This is a genomic window from Chlorogloea sp. CCALA 695, assembly GCF_003003885.1.
Classification (GTDB): domain Bacteria; phylum Cyanobacteriota; class Cyanobacteriia; order Cyanobacteriales; family Chroococcidiopsidaceae; genus Aliterella.
This window is the reverse complement of record NZ_PVWN01000051.1, coordinates 1-19,015: the sequence shown is the minus strand read 5'-3', so window position 1 is coordinate 19,015 and position 19,015 is coordinate 1. Positions and strand designations below refer to the sequence as shown.

Genomic DNA, 19,015 nt, shown 5'->3' with positions numbered 1-19,015 from the left:
TTATTGTTCGTACTGTTCGTAAGCGGCGACAATTTTTTGGACTAAAGGATGGCGGACAACATCTTTTTGAGAAAACTCACAAAAAGCAATCCCTTCAACATTTTGCAAGATTTTTAAAGACACTGCTAATCCTGACTGTTGATTTAAAGGTAAATCCGTCTGCGTCATATCTCCGGTGATCACCATTCTTGAACGATAACCCAAACGAGTCAACACCATTTTCATCTGCGAAGGTGTCGTATTTTGGGCTTCATCTACAATCACAAAAGCTTTATTTAAAGTCCGCCCGCGCATATAAGCTAAGGGTGCAACCTCAATTACGCCACGTTCCATCAAACTTGGGACTTTTTCAGGATCGATAAATTCATTAATCGCATCGTAAAGCGGACGTAGATAGGGATTAACTTTTTGTTGCAAATCTCCAGGCAAAAAGCCGAGTTTTTCTCCCGCCTCTACCGCCGGACGAGTTAAAATTATCCGTTCGTACTGGTTGGCTAGAAGTGCTTTAACGGCAACAACTACCGCTAAAAAAGTTTTACCCGTACCCGCAGGCCCAGCGCAAAAAATTAAATCGTTATGAGTAAGAGCGCGGATATATTGCCTTTGACGAAAAGTTTTAGCACGGATTTCTTCACCCTTGCGGGTTTTTGCCACAATATCGCGCTGCAAATCTTGTAATTCGTCTTGGCGTTCGGTATCTAAAGCTTGCCTAGCTGTGGTTATATCTGCTTGGGAAATACTTTTACCTTTAATCCATAAGTATTCCAGACTCCGCACCAATTTTTGACTCAATTCAACTTGCTGCTCGGTTCCCGAAATATACAATTCTTGCCCGTGCAGTACCAGCAACGCTCCCGTTTGTCGGGCGATTACTTTGAGATTTTCTTCGCGTTCTCCTGATAAGGCGATCGCACTTTCAACGCTCGGCAGTTGAATCCTCGATGCTTCTGCCATAAATATTTTTACTATACGAAAAGATTGTACTTGCTACTGAGCCTAAAAATGTTCAACGGTTAGCTCATAAATTTTGCATTTTTTGAGCCAACCGCTAATTAACTATCACCATCTAAATTTAAGCGAGGACGAAGCTTAATTGAGGGTTTGGGGAGATTTTCGCGTACAGTCTGGGGTTCGCCGAACCGTTGGGAATCTTCTCCCCGCCCTGGTTCTCTAGCTCTTGTAGGAGCTTCGCGCTCTCCTTGGTCTTCCTCGAAAGAGTTAGATTGGCTACCATACACATCTAAATAGGCAGAATGTCCAGCACAAGTTGCCGCCGCCGCTACTACGGTCTTAATTACTTGAATATTGCGACCGCCACGACCAAAGACCCGCCCTTTGTCTTCTCCTTCAAAAGCGATGCGAATCCAGACTCTAGCGGCATTTTCGGAGGTTTCGCAATCAATACTTAGAGAATTGGCTGATTCTAAAAATGGCTCAATGAGAAAGCGCACTAAGCCAGGATAATCGGGCATTTTTGTTGAATTAGGGTTTCGCGGTTGTAGCACTGATTTGTTCAAAGACATTAGCTTTGCGTAAGATACTACGCACGGTTTCTGATGGTTGAGCGCCTTGAGAGAGTCTGCGGATAATTCCCGGAACGTCTAGTTTTACTTCATCGGTGCGGGGATTATAAAAGCCTAATTCTTCTAACGGACGACCATCGCGGCGATCGCGGCTATTCATTGCTACTATCCGGTAACTTGCTTCGCGTTTTTTTCCAAAGCGCTTTAATCGCAGTTTGACCATGTTTAGGGGTTAATTTTGCTAAATTCATTTAGTGAACTTCTTATTTTATCACTATTGTGTCGTATTTATCAAGATTTTTGGAAATTGCCAAGCAGAATAGAAGTCAGTAAAGCGATCGCACTAATAAAGCAAACAAGCAGGTTTAGAGGTGCAAAACCCACCTGCATAGGCTTTCAACTAGGGCGATTTATGCCAAGCTTCTAGGAAATCGGCATAAGTCATATTTTGGGCGCAATGCCAAATTACCTGATAACAAGCCTCGTAGCGATAAGAACTATCCCGATTAGATTTGCTGAGATAATCTTTTAAGGCTACAACTACTTGCGGCATTTGGTTAATAGACAAAATTTTCTGTAACTTATCGGCTGCATCTAATAGCTGAGAATCACGACGCGATCGCCCATCGTCTGCACTATAAAGCTCTGTTTCATCCCGTTCATTAAATTTTTGAATGAAGTTAATCAAGGTAAAGAGAGCTTTTTGATTACCTAGATCAATTCTGCCTAAACTATGAGCCACTTTAAGTAAGAGGTAATTATCTTCAGTGGAACAGATTAGTTTAGTTAAAACTGCGATCGCATCTTTGTTCCCCGCAGCAAAGTCTACCAAATCTCTAACAGCTATGTTCAAGTAAAAATGATTTTCAGTAGTGTTGAGCAGATTTACCAATGCAGCGATCGCCAGTTGATTGCTAGGATCGGCTTTTCGTAAACTTCGAGTTGCATCCCAAGCAATATATTTTAAATATTCTGGATCAGATGAAGATTGACCTAAATATTGCACTAGATCGAACAGGGTATCTAAGGCAATTTGATTACTAGGATTTATACGCAGTAAACTATCTGCTGCTTGCAAGCGGTAACTAAGATAATCTTCATTTTGAAGTATTTGTAATAGAAAAGCGATCGCAAGTTCGTTACAAGGATTGAATTTCAACAAACTAGCAGCAGCTTCACAACAAACGTACTTATCTGCGGTTTTCATTCTTTCAGTTAGAGCGGAAATCGCATCCACATTTTTTGGCTCGATTTCCAGTAAATAATCAGCAGCCTTGCTTAGAGTAAACCTATCAGCAGTATTTGCAATTATTTGGACTAAAGTAGCGATCGTATTTACGCTTCCCTCATTAATTTGCCACAAAGCTTTGGCTGCATTGAAACAAATGTGATCGCCTTGATTTATCTGCAAAAACTCTGTAAAAGCAGCGATCGCGGGTTGACTACCTAGGGCAATTTCTCCTAAACTGATAACAACATACAAACATATATATTTATTTTCTGTTGTTTGCATTAGCCCAATGAGGGCATTAATTGCTATTTCGTTTCCTGTAGCAATTACTCCTAAGTTTTTGACAGCATATATAATATAGTTTGTATCCGTTGTTGTCTGTGTCAACTGAACTAGAGCATTAATTGCTATTTTGTTGCCCATACCAACTTTTGCTAAAGTTTCAACAGTATATTCAATTGTGTGCCAGTGACGACGATATAAATTAGACCATCCATCTGTATTAGCTGCAATTAACTTAACTAAAGTAGAAATTACTGCTGGATTGTCTGGATCTATCTTCATCAAACTATGAGTTATATTCCAGAGGTTGAAATCATTTGGTGTAACTTCAAGTAGCAAAACTAAAGCTGCGATCGCACTTTTATTCCCTGGATCTAGTTTTCCTAGTTTTTCTGCTGCAACGCGGAGAATACTTCGGCTTTGCGTAGTATGAATTATATGCACAAAAGCAGCAATTACTCTTTGTCTGTCGGTGGTTTCCACCGTTAATCTAGCAGCTTCAACTAAGGGCTGAGGCACTATTTGCCAATCTTGCTTATCTTGGCGAAAATAGGCATAGCTCCATTTAAGGATTTGTAATGCGATCGCATCTCCTCTAGAACAATCTTTAAAATAGTTAAGTGCTTCGGCGGCCAGTAAATAGGCGCGATAATGGTAAAAATCGCCGCCATCGTCTTTAAATTCTACTAAAGCCTGAATAAAGTCTTCTTTTTGGTCTTTCCCTACATCTTCTCGCCTAAACCAATCAAAAATCTCGGTTTTGGATTGCTCCTCAAAGATGCGGTAAGCGCTAGTTGCTAAATTATCGTCAACGTGGTTAAAGAAATAGTACCAATCATTCATTTCCTCCTACCCATTTAAAATCTGGGACGAAAGGGACATCAAAAATATTACCTAGAATCTATGGTAATCGATTTTACCTGAAAAATTAAAGACGTTCCACTGGAACGTCTCTACAAAATGATGTTATTGACCTAAATATGCTTCTAATACTTGGGAATTGGTTTGAATCTCTGCGGGGGTTCCTACAGCTAGATTTTGACCTTCTGCTAGTACCCAAACGCGATCGCACAACGACATAATTACATCCATGTTGTGTTCGATAATTAAAAAAGTCATGCCTTCGGAGTTCCATAATTTAATGCGATCGCAGATTTGATTAATTAGCGTCGGATTTACCCCGGCTGCGGGTTCGTCTAAGAGAATTAGCTTAGGATTTGTCATTAATGCCCGTGCCATCTCTAAGAGTTTGCGCTGTCCCCCGGAGAGCGCCCCCGCGTATTCGTTTGCCATGTGTGCAAGTCCGACACATTCTAACAAGGCGATCGCCCGATCTCTCAATTCTCTTTCTTCGGTAGCTACAAGCTTACGTTGTAGCCAAACTTGCCAAAAGTTTTCCCCTGTCTGTTTTTGGGCTGCTAATAGCATATTTTCCATTACCGACAGTCGGGAAAGAGTACGGGCAACTTGAAACGTTCGCACCATACCTTGTTGAGCAATTTGATAGGTTTGCAATTGCTGGATTTGTTCCCCATCAAAAACTACCGTCCCGCGATCAGGACGAATAAAATTAGAAAGTAAATTGAAAAAAGTAGTTTTCCCCGCGCCATTGGGGCCAATTAATCCAGTAATACTACCTTTATTTACTTCTATGTCTGCGTTGTTTACGGCTTTAATTCCACCAAAGCTTTTAGCAATGCCTGTAGCTGTCAGTAAAGGAGGTATTTTGTTGTTAAAATCGTTATTTGCCAAGAGTTAGTTCCTCCTTTTTACCTAAAAGACCTTGAGGTCGCCAAATCATCATTACCATTAATAAAAACCCAATTACCATAATGCGGAAAGCCGCTAAACGAGCTTCATCTAAGGGAATAATTTGGGGTAAAACATTTCGGGTTAGTTCTTCGTAGGTAAAGAAAACGATTGCACCGAGTAATGTACCTGCATTATTACTAGCACCGCCCAAAATCACTATAATCCAAGCATTGAAGGTAGTTATCGGCTCAAAACTGTTAGGATAAATAGTGGTTAGTTGCCATGCAAAAAACGCTCCCGCAATTCCAGCGATCGCACCTCCTAACATAAAAGCCTGCAACTTATACCAAAATACATTTTTACCTAATGCTCTGGGTACTTGCTCATCTTCGCGAATAGATTTAAGCACTCGACCCCAAGGACTTCGTACCAATAATTCTAATAGCCAAAATACCATTGTTAATACAACTAACACTGTCACCATTAGCCCAGATTTTTCATACCTACTGTAATCAGAAAGCGCCGTTAGCCCGGTAAGGTAAATTGTGATAATAAACGCTACAGCTACAATTCCTAAGATGACGCGCACAGCAAAGGAATAGCGAGAATTTTTTTTGGTTTGCGGTGCTTTAACCCAAGCCCACATTCGCCACAAACATAAAAGCGCAACTCCTGTTAATAGCCCCACAGTTGCCAACTTAAATAAGGGATTGGGAACAAGATTTGTTAATGGTAGCGGATAACTTTGCAGCCCTTGGACTCCATCAACTAAGCCATTAGGTGTAGGTAATTGTTGATTGTTGACAAATATTCTAACTAACTCCGATACGCCAATAGTCACAATTCCTAAATAATCTTCTCGCAATCGTAACGTTGATAGCCCAATTAATAGCCCCAAGAATGCGGCTAGTAAGCTGCCAATTAAAGCTGAGATAATTAGCGGTACGCCATACAAACTTAGTAAAACTGTAGTGTACGCCCCCACAGTCATAAACGCGACGTGACCAAAATTAATTAGTCCTGTAAAACCCCACTGCAAATTTAGACCTAGGCTAAATAAAGCAAAAATCGCTGTCGATATGGTCAAAAAAACTAAATACCCTACCATTGCACCAAGCTTGAAAAGTATAACCGCGCCTTGCCAACAATAAAGCTGTTGTCATGCTACGCAAAGCGATTAGATTGTACCGTAGTGGGAGGATTGGTTAGTAGCTTCTGCAACGGTTTTAAACTATTGATATTTTTTCTACCTGATGCTTAGTAACGCATCTTCCTCCGCTTCAATATATTATGTGGTGTAAGAACATCAGAAGTTGAGAACTTTTATGGATGCTGCGGCACTTTGGCAACGCTATCAAAACTGGCTTTATTACGATGAGGGGCTGGGATTTTACCTAGATGTCAGTCGGATGAGGTTTGATGATGCTTTTGTAGAAACGTTGCAACCGAAGTTTGACAAAGCCTTTGCAGCTATGGCAGATTTGGAAAAAGGTGGAATTGCTAACCCTGACGAAAACCGCATGGTTGGACACTACTGGCTACGAAATCCAGATTTAGCCCCTGACCCGGAAATTAAGCTTAATGCGATTCAAACCGTAGATAAGATTGAGGCTTTTACTAAAAATATCTTAAATGGCACTATTCACCCGCCCCAAGCTGCTCATTTTACCGATATTATCTCGATTGGGATTGGCGGATCTGCTCTTGGCCCCCAATTTGTCGCCGAAGCTTTAGCCCCCGATTTCCCTCCTTTAGCAATTCATTTTATCGATAATACCGATCCCGCAGGTATAGATCGCATTCTCACGCGGTTGAGAAATCGCCTAGCGAGTACCTTGGTGCTAGTCATTTCCAAGTCTGGAGGAACCCCCGAACCTCGTAACGGCATGATTGAAGTCAAAAAGTTTTACGCTGGTCACAACTTAGACTTTAGTAAATATGCGATCGCAATTACCAGCGACGGCAGCAATTTAGATAATTTGGCAAAGTCCGAAAACTGGTTAGCAACTTTCCCCATGTACGATTGGGTAGGGGGGCGAACTTCCGAATTATCAGCAGTGGGCTTACTTCCGGCAGCTTTGCAAGGCATTGATATCCGCGCTATGATTGCCGGGGCGAAAGAAATGGATATTCTTACCCGGATTCCCGACATTAAAACCAATCCCGCCGCCTTGCTTGCTTTGGCTTGGTATTTTTCTGGCAACGGACGGGGTGAAAAAGATATGGTTGTGTTGCCTTACAAAGATAGCTTGCTGCTATTTAGTCGCTATTTGCAGCAGTTAGTGATGGAATCTTTGGGTAAACAAAAAGATTTAGATAATCAAATTGTCAATCAGGGGATTGCGGTTTATGGCAATAAAGGTTCTACCGACCAACACGCCTACGTTCAACAGTTGCGCGAAGGTGTTGCGAACTTTTTTATGACCTTTGTAGAAGTATTAGAAGATCGCATCGGTACATCCCCAGAAGTAGAACCGGGCGTTACCTCTGGCGATTATTTGTCGGGCTTGTTGCAAGGAACACGACTGGCGCTATACGAAAATCAACGAGATTCAATCACTGTAACTATTTCTCAACTAAATCCTCGCATGGTGGGCGCTTTAATTGCTCTCTACGAACGTGCGGTAGGGCTTTACGGCTTTTTGATTAATGTCAACGCTTATCATCAACCCGGTGTAGAAGCAGGAAAAAAAGCGGCGGCGGCAGTTTTGGACTTGCAAAGAAAAATTTGTCAAGTAATCGAACAAGAAAAAACGCCCCTATCTTTGGTTGAACTTGCCGAAAAAGCTGGCGAAAAGGATCAAATTGAAATAATTTACAAAATCTTGCGCCATCTCCATACCAATCAACGCAATATTGTTTTGCAGGGTAATTTGGGAGAACCGGGCAGTTTACAAATATCTGCTCTTTGATACATTTTTTTTGCTTTATCATACATTGGTTAACTATTGTTGCTTTGGCAACATATTTTTAATTTTTACCGTCTTAGATTGAAGTATCTACTCAATCAAATTGGAGGCGGGTATGAGTTCAGCTAGGGGGATTGAAATTCGGGCGTTGACTTCTACCAAGGGGGGTATGACTGACTTTTATACTCCCCAGAATAGCGACCAAACTATTTTGGTACAAATTCCGCCCCACACTATTGAGGATTTATTCGTACATAAGGCGCAGACAGACCAATTATTAGTAGTTAAAGGTCGCTTTGTATTAGTAACTTTGATTAATCGGTGTTACGAGTATGTAGTTTTGAGCGATCGCACTCCTGTAGTCGCAATTATCCCGCCAGGAGTGTTGCATGGGGCAATAAACCTCGATCTTGAGCCTTGTGTAGTTGTTAATGCGGTGCTGCGTCATGGTGAGCCAAACGCGCGAGATTATATCCCGCGTAAGCCACTAATACCTTACAATTTAGCCATTGTCCGCGCTACTTTAGCCCAACTAGATCGACAACCAAGTCTAGGTACTTGCGTCATCTAAACTCGCTATAATTTGTTGTACAATCACCGATTCAAGCTGGCTTGCATCTACGGTAAGGGCGTTTTTTGGCTCCTCTAAGGTATCAAATTGGCTTTCTAGCAAGTGTAGTGTCATAAAATGATTTTGACGCTGTTGTAGCCGTTTTAGCAGTAGCTCAAAGGAGCCTTTGATGTAAACTAAGCGCATTTGTTCTGCGTCTTGCCACAACATTTGTCTGTAAGACGATTTGAGAGCAGAACAAGCTAATACTACATTTTTATCTGCTAATAGCCATTGGGCGATCGCACTTTGTAATTTTTCTAGCCAAGGCATTCTATCCGCATCATTTAGGGGGATACCTTGGCTCATTTTTTCAATATTAGCTAACGAGTGAAAATTATCAGCATCGCTAAATTCCCACTTTAACGATGCTGCCAGCAATTTACCAATGGTAGATTTGCCCGAACCCGAAACTCCCATTACAACAACAATCATGAACTTGCATCAAATTAATTCGGTACAGTGTTGGAGGTACTGCCCCCGTTAGGACTACCATAAATTGAATTAGAGTTTGTATTGGCATTTGGACTGCTGTAAATAGGATTGCTGTTACTGGTTCCGTTCGAGCTACCATAAATTGGGTTACTGGGATTGGCATTACTAGAACCCCCATTAGAACGACTAAAATTGGGGTTTGAGTAAAAATCTGAACTATTCCTCCCAGTCGATGTAGAACCACTAGGATTAGCAAAACTTGACCCAGGGCTATTTACAGAACCATTAGGATTAGCAAAACTTGACCCAGGGCTATTTACAGAACTACTAGAATTGCTAGTTGCTCTAGGAGTAGTTGTATAAGTTCCCGTTCTGCTGTCAAAGGTTGGAGTGCTTTCGGTGCTACTAGGAAGCGGACTATCAGCAGGAGTTGTAGGAACAAGACTGTCTTGAGAAATTGCGGGGTTAACAGCAGGAGTTGTAGGAATAAGACTGTCTTGAGAAATTGTCGGACTAACAGCCGTCGTAGCCGCCCCGGGGCTAACATCTTGAATCGGAGAACTAGCTCTAGGTATTGGGCTACTAGAAGTCATACTTTGACTTGGAGTATTAGGAACAAATACTCGTCCCGGCGTTATAGGGCTGAGGTTAGGAATAGTAGGATTAACTGGATTAGGATTAGCCAAATTTGAGTTATTATTTCCCTCTCTGCCCCTGCCTAAACTTAAATTAGTATCTGGTGCAACACTGCTATTACCTGGCTTTAAGTTGTTTTCAGGAATATATTCTGTTCTAGTATTGAATCTACTGGTATCAGTACCGGGGGAAGCGACAACACTCGGTGCTTGAGTGGTATCAAGATTATCTAGGGTATTGGGTGAAGTAGTTGTATTTAGGGTACTAGAGGTATTCGGAATAGGACGATTGACAGTAGTACTACTAGGTTGGCGTTGCGAGAGCGCAATTGTACTAATTACCGCACTTGCTCCCACAATTCCCGCCAAAGCAGCCATTTTTTGACGTGGGCCAAGGTTACTGATGGTGTAAGTTAAGTTTTGTAAATTCATAGATGCGTCTCTAAACATTTCCTTGGGTTTTAAACTAAGTCGATTTGCGATCGCTATCCAACTATCGGAGGGAAGACAAATTCTCAAAACTTTTTTTGTCTTCCCTCTGAAGGTAGATTTAACCTAAAAATTCTCGCGGATCGGTTACATAGCCTGTAAGCGCTGAGGCGGCGGCGGTGTAAGGTGAAGCTAGATAAATTTGGGCAGTTTTTTCACCCATGCGACCGGGAAAGTTGCGATTAGTGGTAGATACACAAACCTCGGCGCTATTCATGCGTCCAAAGGTATCTTTAGGCCCGCCAAGACACGCCGCACAGGAAGGCGCAGCAGGTTCAATACAACCCGCTTCGATAAAAATCTCCGACAGGGTTTGTCCTTCGTGCTTTTGAGTAAATAAGTCTTCATACACTTTCTGAGTAGCGGGGACTAAGTAAGTTGGTACTTTGACTTTTTGACCTTTAAGAATCTGTGCTGCATTTATAAAGTCCGTTGTTTTGCCACCTGTACACGAACCAATATAAACTCGGTCGATTTTGACATCAGAGCATTCCCGCGCCAAAGCTCGGTTATCGGGGGAGTGGGGTTTGGCAACTACAGGCTCTAATTGGGAGACATCGTAAGAGTGGCTACTATAGAATTTAGCATCGCGATCGCTATAAAATGACTCGTAAGGTTTGTTGGTACGCGATCGCAAATAATCATAAGTAGTTTCATCGGCGGCGATTGTCCCATTTTTCCCCCCAGCCTCAATTGCCATATTACATAGGGTCATGCGTTCTTCCATAGTTAGATTCTGCACAGTTTCCCCAGCAAATTCCATTGTTCTGTAAGTTGCCCCAGCAACGCCAATATCACCAATAATCTGTAAAATTAGGTCTTTTGCCAATAGATAATCAGGCAAGGTTCCATTTAGTACAAATTGCATAGTAGATGGTACTTTGATTAGGAGTTTGCCTGTACCCATAATAAACCCGGCATCGGTATTGCCAATTCCGGTGGCAAATTGACCAAAAGCGCCAGCATTACAAGTATGAGAATCTGTACCAAATAAAACTTCCCCAGGACGAGTATGACCTTCTTGAGCTAAGGCTATATGACAAACACCTTTATAATCTGGGTTGGCTTTAAAGTCAGCGCGATCGGTAATATCGTAAAAGTATTTGATGTCTTGTTCGCGGGCAAAGTCGCGTAATATATCAACGTTGCGATTAGCACGAACGTCTGTAGTAAAAATATAATGGTCGGGAATTAAAACTATTTTCTCGCTGTCCCAGACTTTAGCCTCTGCCCCAAATTCGCGCTTAAATACTCCAATAGTACCGGGGCCGCAAACATCGTGAGTCATTAATAGGTCAACATTTACCCAAATATTTTGTCCCGGCTCTACCACTGCTTGACTTGAGGCTTTAGCCAGAATTTTCTCAGTTAAGGTCATGCCCATAACGTTCAAAGTTCCTCTTTGTAGAATCTATATTTTTTGGCTGTAGCTTCTATACAACCCATTTCCATACTGGCAAACTTGACAAGATGTTATTCTATCAATTTATTTTAGGTGGCTGACGTTGCCACCGCTATAGTTGCTTGCTTTTAAATTTGCGATCATCGCTACTTTTCTTTAACTCAAACTCCGCCGAAGCTTTTTAAGGGTTTCTGTACTTAGTTTTTGACTATCCTGGCAAACTTTTATCTAGTGCCTAATATTTGAAATCTAATTTACTGCAAGTTGCCAGCAAAAAATGTTTGCTTTTTTTCTTGACGACATGGGGAACTTTTTCCTGTGTCTATACCGATTTTTTTCATTATTTAGCCAACTATCTAATTTGATTTGATAAAGTTAGCTTCACAAACTCTGTTGATATTTTTATATTTTGATTCGATAAAGTTAGCTTCATAAAATCTGTTGATAATTTTACATTAAGTTCAGTATTTTCTACCTACATGGTGTTTTAGTCGGTGAACTATATTAGAGCTATGTTCTTCATTTAAAGTAATTTTCTCTAAAAAGCTGCAAGTTTATATTAAACATTTAAAACGTCTAAGAATAAACTTAATTGATTTAATTAAAGCAAAAATGTAATTATGAAAGTGCTTAGTTCCAATTTTTTAATAACATTTTTTAACGCTATAGCTAAAAGAACATCGCTAGAAAAGTTACGAGGAAATACCTGGCTATTAATTAGTGCAAATCTAGTGACCTTACTAAGCTTTGTATATTTAATTGCTTCATCCTTACTATTATCCAATATCAAACTTGCTGAGGAACGAAACGTTCATCAAAGCGTTAACGAAGTTTTGCAAGAGCATAACAAAATTGCGGACGATCTTTCTTACGTAAATATTGGATGGTCTGAGTGGGACACCACTTACCATTTTATCCAAAATTATCAAGAAGCTGATAGTACAGAAGATTTAAAGCAAGAATTATTCCCGAATAGAAGATTTGATTTAGCTGTCATCTTTAATAAAAGTGGGAGAAACATTTTTGCTAAAGAATGGGACAACACATCTCAGAAAACATTACCAATTCCTAGCGTATTAGCAAAACAAATTTATCCAGAAAACATCCTTGTACAGTATCCAAATACTGGCAAAAGTGTATCAGGTATTGTAACTTTACCTGAAGGAACAATGCTGATTAGCTCATTACCATTATTAAACAACCAAGGTGAAGGAGCAATCCGTGGAGGTCTTATACTTGGGCGTTATATACAAACAGCAGAAATTGTCAAGCGAATATCTGACAGTGAATCTTTAACCGAATCAGTAGACGTACACTCAATTAATGAAAAGCAAATGCCGCCAGATTTTGAGGAGGCACGTTTAGCTTTATCAGATAAAAACTCGATTGTAGTAAGAAATCTCAACGACCAAAAAGTTGCTGGGTATACTTGGCTAAAAGATATTTATGGTAAACCAGCTTTATTGGTGCGTGTAGAAAAGGACAGAGAGCTTTATTTGCAAGGCAAAAAAAACTTAAGCTACCTAATGATATTTCTAACAGTTATAGGAATAATATTTAGCAGCGCTGCTCAGTTATTGTTGCAACAACTAATTACTTTTAAAGTAAAGCGCAAAGAAAGCGAAGCACGCTATCGCATTGTTGTCAGCCAAGCCTCAGAAAGTATATTTTTGGTGGATGCAGAAACTAAACATTTTTTAGAAGTAAATACTGCCTTTGAAAAATTACTAGGCTACACTCTTAAAGAGATCCTAGGCTTAACTCTTAACGATATACTTGTAGAAAATAGCGAAGGTCATAAGCAATACTTACATTACATCTCAGCAAAAGCCGAACATTTCACTTGTGAAAAGCAATATCGCTCTCGCAACGGTTATTTTGTTGATGTTGAAGTAAATGTTAACTTAATTTCTTATGCTGGAAAACAGGTTTTTTGCCATGTAGTTAGAGATATTACTAATCGCAAACAAGCGGAGGCAGCTTTACGAGAAAGCGAACAGCGTTTAGCTTGGCAGGCTAACCACGATTCTTTAACTGGACTCGTTAATAGAAGAAAATTTGAACAGCATTTAGAACAAGCTTTGAATAGTGCCAAAGTTAGTAACGTTCAACATTCATTGTGTTATTTAGACTTAGATAAATTTAAGATTATTAACGATACTTGCGGTCATATAGCCGGAGATGAACTGCTGCGCCAAGTTACAGCATTATTGCAGAGTCAAATACGTACGGTGGACATTGTAGCTCGTTTGGGTGGAGATGAGTTTGGCTTGATACTCAATCAATGTACTTCAGATCATGCTTTAATTGTTGCCAATGCATTAATAGCGAGCATCCGAGCGTTTCAATTTGTGTGGGAGGACAAAATCTTCAAAATTGGTGTCAGCATTGGTGTAGTCGCCGTAAATGGCGATAGCCCAAGCCTAATCAATACTTTAAGCGCTGCTGATAGCGCTTGCTATACTGCTAAAAATCAAGGACGCGATCGCGTTTATATTTCCCAATTAAGCGATTGCAACATAGCACAGCATAATGATATGCAATGGATAAAGCAGATAAACAAAGCTATAGAAGAAGATCGTTTTTGTCTTTATTACCAATCAATAACACCTACAAACCCTCAAACCCTGCGTTCTTGGGAATACTACGAAGTATTGTTAAGGCTACGGGATGAATCCGACAAGATAATTCCGCCAATGGAATTTATTCCGGCGGCAGAACGCTACAATTTAATGCAATTAATTGATCGCTGGGTAATTAAGACTCTGTTTGCTACTCAAGGACAGTACTATCGAGAAACTTATGCACAGTATCAAAACGTTGGCGGTTTCTGTTTATACGCAATTAATCTTTCAGGTGCAAGTATTAATGACGAATACTTTATTGACTTTTTACATCAGCAAATAAAAATACATCAGATTCCGCCGCAGGTACTTTGTTTTGAAATTACTGAGATTGTAGCTATTGCTAACTTGGCTAAAGTTGTAGCGTTCATTGATGAATTTAAACAACTTGGTTGTTCTTTTGCTTTAGATGATTTTGGTACGGGGATGTCGTCTTTTGACCGTCTTAAAAAATTGCCTGTAGATTATCTAAAAATTAATGGTGGTCTGATTAAAGACATTCTCACCGATCCAAAGAATTTGGCAATGACTGAGGCAATCAATCAAGTTAGTCATGCTATGGGGTTTAAAACGATCGCTACTTTTGTAGAAAATGCTCCTATCTTCAAAAAAATCTGCGAGTTAGGAGTAGATTATGCTCAAGGCTATGACATTGCCATACCTTGCCCCCTAGTAATTCCACAACTACACCGTCAGGGATTAATACTAAGTTCCGTCTCTGATAAATCGAGTAATCTTAAGTACATGACAAATAACTAAGTTGTTTTATGTTGTCTCTGATTTGAGCAAAAGTAAGTCATGAACCTGAGCTAAACCCAGATAACGTATACCTTCAGGTGAAATTTCAAATCGACAGGGCAAAATTTCTAAACCCAGGGAATTCGCACTTCTAAGCAACTTACCATAGATTGGATCAGCGCTATCTCCGGGGGCAAATTGGGTACAGTCGCCGCGATTGATGAAATACAACATAACTGCCCGTGCTTGAGGTAGCAAAGCCGTAAGCTCTCTCAGGTGCTTTTGTCCGCGTGTAGTTTCGGTATCAGGAAATAAGGCTAGTTGTTTCTGCGCCCAAGTGGTACTTTTAACTTCTATATAGATTGGGTGATCGCTACTCAATACAAAATCTACTCTACTTTTCTTGTCTTGTCCGTAAGCAACCTCAAATCGAATCTGCTGGTAGTTGCCTAATTCGGGAAACAGATATTTTTCTAGTGCTAATTTAATAATGCGATTGGGCATCATGGTATTGACTCCTACCCAGGTTGGCTGGTTGTCAAATACTTGAATCATCTCCCACGTATAAAGTAGCTTGCGCTTAAAATTGTTGCTGTAAGATACTTGCACGGCGCTACCGGGGGTACTAATTCCACTCATTGAGCCAGTATTTGGGCAATGGGCAGTAATTATTTCTCCTGTATTTAGCTCAATGTCTGCAAAAAATCGCTTGTACCTTTTAAGTAAAATTCCTGGATAAAGCGGCGGATACTTGTATAGCCAATCGTCCATTTGTCAATCCCTCTAGGGGATTTAATAATTTTTCTACATTTTATCTTTTTCTGGGCTAGGCGATCGCCAATATCCCTACAGCAATCAAACTTTTAGTGCAAAAATAAGCCGATTATTTTTGCTCAAAATAATGTGCCTGTGTCCGCCTTAACATTAAATTAATGTTTACGTTAGATTTTCACATTTATTTCTAAAGAAAATTACCAACTTTTTTTTACCAAATATTTTAAAATAATCAGCTAAAACATTGTGATTTAAACTACGTTTTAAGAAAATAGGTTAATTTTATTTACCGATTTATTAGTCTTTGGTTAGCACAAAGTTAACACCTATCTAGGTTTGAGTAAATAAAGCTAGTAGGTTAAATAACTTGTTGCCTTTATAACTAGAAAACGCTTATGTTTTTATTGAAAATATTTTTTTTACCTAACTTCTTCTGCGTAAGTTTATCAAGCACATTTAGCGTCTAGTGTAAAGTTATAGAAATTTTCTGGACTTTAAGGTAAAGTTTAATTTCAAACTTTAGATGGGTGCAGAGAATGATTGAAAACCAACAACCGCGCGATAAATTGACGCTGTTATTTTTAGGTTTTAAGGGCAAAAAGTTTATTGACTCTACTAAAACCTTGATGGGATTAGGGTTGAACCTGCTATTATTAATTACCACAATGAAATCGGCACAAGCAGTACCAGAAACTGCTCGTAGTGCTGATGAATTTGTAGATTCTATTGGGGTCAATACTCATTTATATTACGGTACATCGGTTTATTACAAAAAATACGATTCGTTAATCAAACCTAAATTGCAGCAATTGGGAGTGCGCCATATTCGGGATGGTGCAACGCGTAATCTCAATGGCTACTTGGGTAGGCTAAAAGAACTAGAAACTTTGGGTATTCGCTCCACTTTAATTTGCGATCCGCGTGACATTACCCCCCAAGGGGCAGTAAATTTAATTAAGGAACTTGGTACAAAAGTAGTAAACGCCGTACAAGGTCCAAATGAGTATAATTTAAGTGGCGATGGCAACTGGGTTAATAATTTGCGTAATTACCAACGGCAATTGTATGCAGCCGTTAATGGAGACTCGGTTACGCAGAATGTCAGAGTATACGGGCCGTCGCTTACAAAGGCAGAAGCTTATAGTAATATTGGCGATTTGAGTGCTTATATAGACTACGGCACTATGAACAACTACTTTTCTGGGCGAAATCCGGGAAATGGTGGCTGGGGAACTGACAACTACGGCAGCCTAGATTGGAACATGAGAATTGCTAAAAAAGCCAGCGTTTCTAAGCCACTTATCACTACAGAGTCAGGCTATCACAGCGTTGTAAATACAAAAGATGGGCATAAAGGCGTACCAGAAGATGTTGCTGGGAAGTATACGCCTCGTCTATTACTGGAACATTTTAATTTCGGTGTTCGCCGGACTTTTATTTACGAGCTAATCAACGTTTATTCCGATCCTAATTCCTTGTATAAAAACTTTGGTTTACTGCGTGATGACGGTTCAGAAAAGCCCGCCTTTGTAGCTGTGAAAAATTTAATTGGCTTAGTAAAAGATCCAGGTTCTACATTCACCCCCGGATCTTTAGATTACTTTATGGGAGGTAATACCGCCAATATCCATCACACCTTATTACAGAAACGAAATGGAAAATTTTATTTGATCTTGTGGAAAGAAGTTTCTAGCTTTAATGTCGAAACCAAGCAGCCAATTAACGTGTCTAGCCAAAAAGTGAGCTTAACCCTAAATACCGCGATCGCCAAAGCAACGATCTACATCCCAAACAATTCGCCTAACTGGACATCCCAGCAAACCTATCCAAAAACCCTCGATATAAATGTTAGTGATCGCCCAGTAGTAATAGAACTAGCAAAAAGCTAATGGTAGTGAGGCACACAAGACTTGTGTGCCTCAATGCTAATTCAGGCGATGTATTTTTGTACGGCGATGACTAACTGCTCTGCCCAATGCTGAGTTAAATTTGCGTCGGCGGCTTCTACCATCACCCGAATTACAGGTTCTGTACCGGAAGCTCGAACTAAAATGCGCCCTTGATTTCCCATTGCTGTTTCAGCTTTAGCAATGGTGCTTTGCAAGACTTCGCAATTGCTCCAATTCATCCGTAACTCTCGATTTTCTACACGGACATTGATTAACAACTGCGGATAGGTCGTAAAACTTTGAGCAGCTAGTTGAGATAGGCTCGTACCAGACTGCTTAACTAAAGCTGCTAAATGCAAGCCTGTAGAAATGCCATCACCCGTAACGCCGTAATGGGGGCAAAGGATATGTCCTGATTGCTCGCCCCCTAGCATTGCCCCCGTCGTTTGCATTTGGGCTTGGACGTAGCGATCGCCTACACTGGTACGAAGTAATTTGCCCCCTGCTGTTTCCCAAGCTCGTTCAAAGCCAAGGTTAGCCATCACGGTAGAAACAATTAAGTTTTGGGGTAATTGTTGTGCCGCTTGCAAGCTTTTACCCCACAAATAAAGGATATAATCGCCATTAATCGGATTACCGCGATCGTCTACTGCTAAAACGCGATCGGCATCGCCATCAAAGGCTAAACCCAAGTCAGCATTGTATTGTAAAACCGCCGCTTGCACCGGAGCTAGATGCGTAGAGCCGCAATCAACATTAATCCGATTTCCATCGGCTCTGTCATGCAAGCAAATTACGTCTGCTCCCATTTCTTTAAATACTGTTGGGGCGATACCTACTGCCGCACCCCAAGCCAAATCCAAAACAATTCGCATTCCCTGAAGATTGATGCTAAATGGTTTTTTGATACTTTCTAAATAATCTCTAATCAATTCTGGGCGATTATACTGCTGCCCTTTAGTTGCTTTATTAATGGGTAATATACCTTGCCCCCGAACCCCTGCTTCGATTTGGTCTTGCAAAGCTTCGGTTAACTTCGTCCCACCAGCGCCAAAAAACTTAATGCCATTATCTTCGGGGGGATTATGACTTGCCGAGATCATTACTCCGCCAATCGCATCGCTAATACCTGTAAGATAAGCAACACAAGGAGTTGGGACTAAGCCTAAGTTCCAAACCTCTAAGCCAGAAGCTATTAAACCTGCTGTTACTGAAGCAGCCAGACTGTCGCTAGAGTGGCGCGAATCTTGTCCAACAATTGCCACACCGGGTTTAGCGGCGCGTTGCAATACTAGCCCTGCCCAAAAACCTATTTGCAATGCTAAATAATCATCTAATATATCTCCCACTCGTCCCCGGATGCCATCAGTACCAAATAAGGGAGATTTAGGAAGGACTAAGCTAGGTTTATTCCCTGCAAAAAAATCAAAATCCCGAATTAATGTTTGGGAAATCGTACTTTGGATTTCTACGGGAGACGCGACCATATTTATTTACTCCACACACAACACACCATAAGGGTAGAGGATAACACCTTATGTTAATTAAGGAAAAATTATTGTTGATTTTTCCTTAATTATGTTCATCGTCATGGTGATGAGGATTTTTGCCAAGTAGCTAAGGGAAGATAAGCAGTGCCTAGATCGACTACGAGTGCGATTCGTTGGTTAGTGAATCACGGTAAACAGTCCGTACATAACTAACCCAGCCAAGACTACCAAG

14 protein-coding genes and 1 pseudogene are annotated in these 19,015 nt (G+C 40.5%); 4 read left to right on the top strand and 11 right to left on the bottom strand.

Translation table 11 applies throughout. From position 1 onward, the window contains the following. The 6 genes from C7B70_RS19505 to C7B70_RS19480 form a co-directional block, all read right to left on the bottom strand. Nucleotides 1-954 (bottom strand): PhoH family protein, encoded by a 954-nt coding sequence (locus C7B70_RS19505; protein WP_106370669.1) that lies wholly within the window; start codon nt 952-954, stop codon nt 1-3. Nucleotides 955-1,052: 98 nt separating this feature from the next. Then, a complete protein-coding gene (locus tag C7B70_RS19500; protein ID WP_106370668.1) occupies nt 1,053-1,472 on the bottom strand; it encodes a KH domain-containing protein in 420 nt (139 codons plus the stop codon). Nucleotides 1,473-1,482: 10 nt separating this feature from the next. Further along, the gene (gene rpsP, locus C7B70_RS19495) at nt 1,483-1,746 is read right to left on the bottom strand and encodes a 30S ribosomal protein S16 (RefSeq protein WP_106370667.1); all 264 of its coding nucleotides are present in this window, start codon (nt 1,744-1,746) and stop codon (nt 1,483-1,485) included. A gap of 177 nt (nt 1,747-1,923) precedes the next feature. Beyond that, nucleotides 1,924-3,879, bottom strand: a complete 1,956-nt coding sequence (locus C7B70_RS19490; RefSeq protein WP_106370666.1) for a HEAT repeat domain-containing protein — start codon at nt 3,877-3,879, stop codon at nt 1,924-1,926. A gap of 123 nt (nt 3,880-4,002) precedes the next feature. Continuing rightward, a complete protein-coding gene (locus C7B70_RS19485) occupies nt 4,003-4,788 on the bottom strand; it encodes an ABC transporter ATP-binding protein (protein ID WP_106370665.1) in 786 nt (261 codons plus the stop codon). Then, entirely contained in the window at nt 4,778-5,896 is a 1,119-nt protein-coding gene (locus C7B70_RS19480; RefSeq protein ID WP_106370664.1) for a branched-chain amino acid ABC transporter permease, read from the bottom strand. Before C7B70_RS19480 ends, C7B70_RS19485 begins: the two co-directional genes overlap by 11 nt. 217 nt (nt 5,897-6,113) lie before the next feature. On the opposite strand from C7B70_RS19480, the gene C7B70_RS19475 reads away from it, so the two are divergent. Then, nucleotides 6,114-7,700: a glucose-6-phosphate isomerase gene (locus tag C7B70_RS19475; RefSeq protein ID WP_106370663.1), complete on the top strand. Its 1,587-nt coding sequence runs from the start codon at nt 6,114-6,116 to the stop codon at nt 7,698-7,700. Nucleotides 7,701-7,812: 112 nt separating this feature from the next. Next, the gene (locus tag C7B70_RS19470) at nt 7,813-8,268 is read left to right on the top strand and encodes a cupin domain-containing protein (protein WP_106370662.1); all 456 of its coding nucleotides are present in this window, start codon (nt 7,813-7,815) and stop codon (nt 8,266-8,268) included. Here C7B70_RS19470 and C7B70_RS19465 read toward each other — a convergent pair. From C7B70_RS19465 to C7B70_RS19455, 3 genes are read right to left on the bottom strand one after another with little or no spacing between them, the layout of a single operon-like run. After that, a complete protein-coding gene (locus C7B70_RS19465; RefSeq protein WP_106370661.1) occupies nt 8,248-8,742 on the bottom strand; it encodes a gluconokinase in 495 nt (164 codons plus the stop codon). The genes C7B70_RS19470 and C7B70_RS19465 overlap by 21 nt on opposite strands. Before the next feature lie 14 nt (nt 8,743-8,756). Further along, nucleotides 8,757-9,896, bottom strand: coding sequence for a hypothetical protein (locus C7B70_RS19460; RefSeq protein ID WP_146134100.1), 1,140 nt, complete (start codon nt 9,894-9,896; stop codon nt 8,757-8,759). Nucleotides 9,897-9,927: 31 nt separating this feature from the next. Further along, the gene (locus C7B70_RS19455; RefSeq protein WP_106370659.1) at nt 9,928-11,250 is read right to left on the bottom strand and encodes a 3-isopropylmalate dehydratase large subunit; all 1,323 of its coding nucleotides are present in this window, start codon (nt 11,248-11,250) and stop codon (nt 9,928-9,930) included. Nucleotides 11,251-11,999: 749 nt separating this feature from the next. Between C7B70_RS19455 and C7B70_RS19450 the strand changes: the two genes are divergently transcribed. After that, nucleotides 12,000-14,651, top strand: coding sequence for an EAL domain-containing protein (locus C7B70_RS19450; RefSeq protein ID WP_158260530.1), 2,652 nt, complete (start codon nt 12,000-12,002; stop codon nt 14,649-14,651). 6 nt (nt 14,652-14,657) lie between these two features. Here the strand turns inward: C7B70_RS19450 and sfsA are convergent, their stop codons facing one another. Then, nucleotides 14,658-15,401: a DNA/RNA nuclease SfsA gene (gene sfsA, locus C7B70_RS19445; protein WP_106370657.1), complete on the bottom strand. Its 744-nt coding sequence runs from the start codon at nt 15,399-15,401 to the stop codon at nt 14,658-14,660. A gap of 539 nt (nt 15,402-15,940) precedes the next feature. Here sfsA and C7B70_RS19440 point away from each other — a divergent pair. Continuing rightward, complete coding sequence (locus C7B70_RS19440) at nt 15,941-17,293, top strand: hypothetical protein (RefSeq protein WP_106370656.1); 1,353 nt, start codon at nt 15,941-15,943, stop codon at nt 17,291-17,293. A gap of 41 nt (nt 17,294-17,334) precedes the next feature. Here the strand turns inward: C7B70_RS19440 and glmM are convergent. Further along, nucleotides 17,335-18,687 (bottom strand): annotated as a pseudogene (gene glmM / locus C7B70_RS19435) (phosphoglucosamine mutase); the annotation flags it as partial. Nucleotides 18,688-19,015 lie beyond the last annotated feature (328 nt).

Excerpts from the sequence above, each read along its gene's own strand:
- C7B70_RS19505 (WP_106370669.1), bottom strand. The coding sequence starts at position 954 with ATGGCAGAAGCATCGAGGATTCAACTGCCGAGCGTTGAAAGTGCGATC.
- C7B70_RS19500 (WP_106370668.1), bottom strand. The coding sequence starts at position 1,472 with ATGCCCGATTATCCTGGCTTAGTGCGCTTTCTCATTGAGCCATTTTTA.
- rpsP (WP_106370667.1), bottom strand. The coding sequence starts at position 1,746 with ATGGTCAAACTGCGATTAAAGCGCTTTGGAAAAAAACGCGAAGCAAGT.
- C7B70_RS19490 (WP_106370666.1), bottom strand. The coding sequence starts at position 3,879 with ATGAATGATTGGTACTATTTCTTTAACCACGTTGACGATAATTTAGCA.
- C7B70_RS19480 (WP_106370664.1), bottom strand. The coding sequence starts at position 5,896 with ATGGTAGGGTATTTAGTTTTTTTGACCATATCGACAGCGATTTTTGCT.
- C7B70_RS19475 (WP_106370663.1), top strand. The coding sequence starts at position 6,114 with ATGGATGCTGCGGCACTTTGGCAACGCTATCAAAACTGGCTTTATTAC.
- C7B70_RS19470 (WP_106370662.1), top strand. The coding sequence starts at position 7,813 with ATGAGTTCAGCTAGGGGGATTGAAATTCGGGCGTTGACTTCTACCAAG.
- C7B70_RS19465 (WP_106370661.1), bottom strand. The coding sequence starts at position 8,742 with ATGATTGTTGTTGTAATGGGAGTTTCGGGTTCGGGCAAATCTACCATT.
- C7B70_RS19455 (WP_106370659.1), bottom strand. The coding sequence starts at position 11,250 with ATGGGCATGACCTTAACTGAGAAAATTCTGGCTAAAGCCTCAAGTCAA.
- sfsA (WP_106370657.1), bottom strand. The coding sequence starts at position 15,401 with ATGGACGATTGGCTATACAAGTATCCGCCGCTTTATCCAGGAATTTTA.
- C7B70_RS19440 (WP_106370656.1), top strand. The coding sequence starts at position 15,941 with ATGATTGAAAACCAACAACCGCGCGATAAATTGACGCTGTTATTTTTA.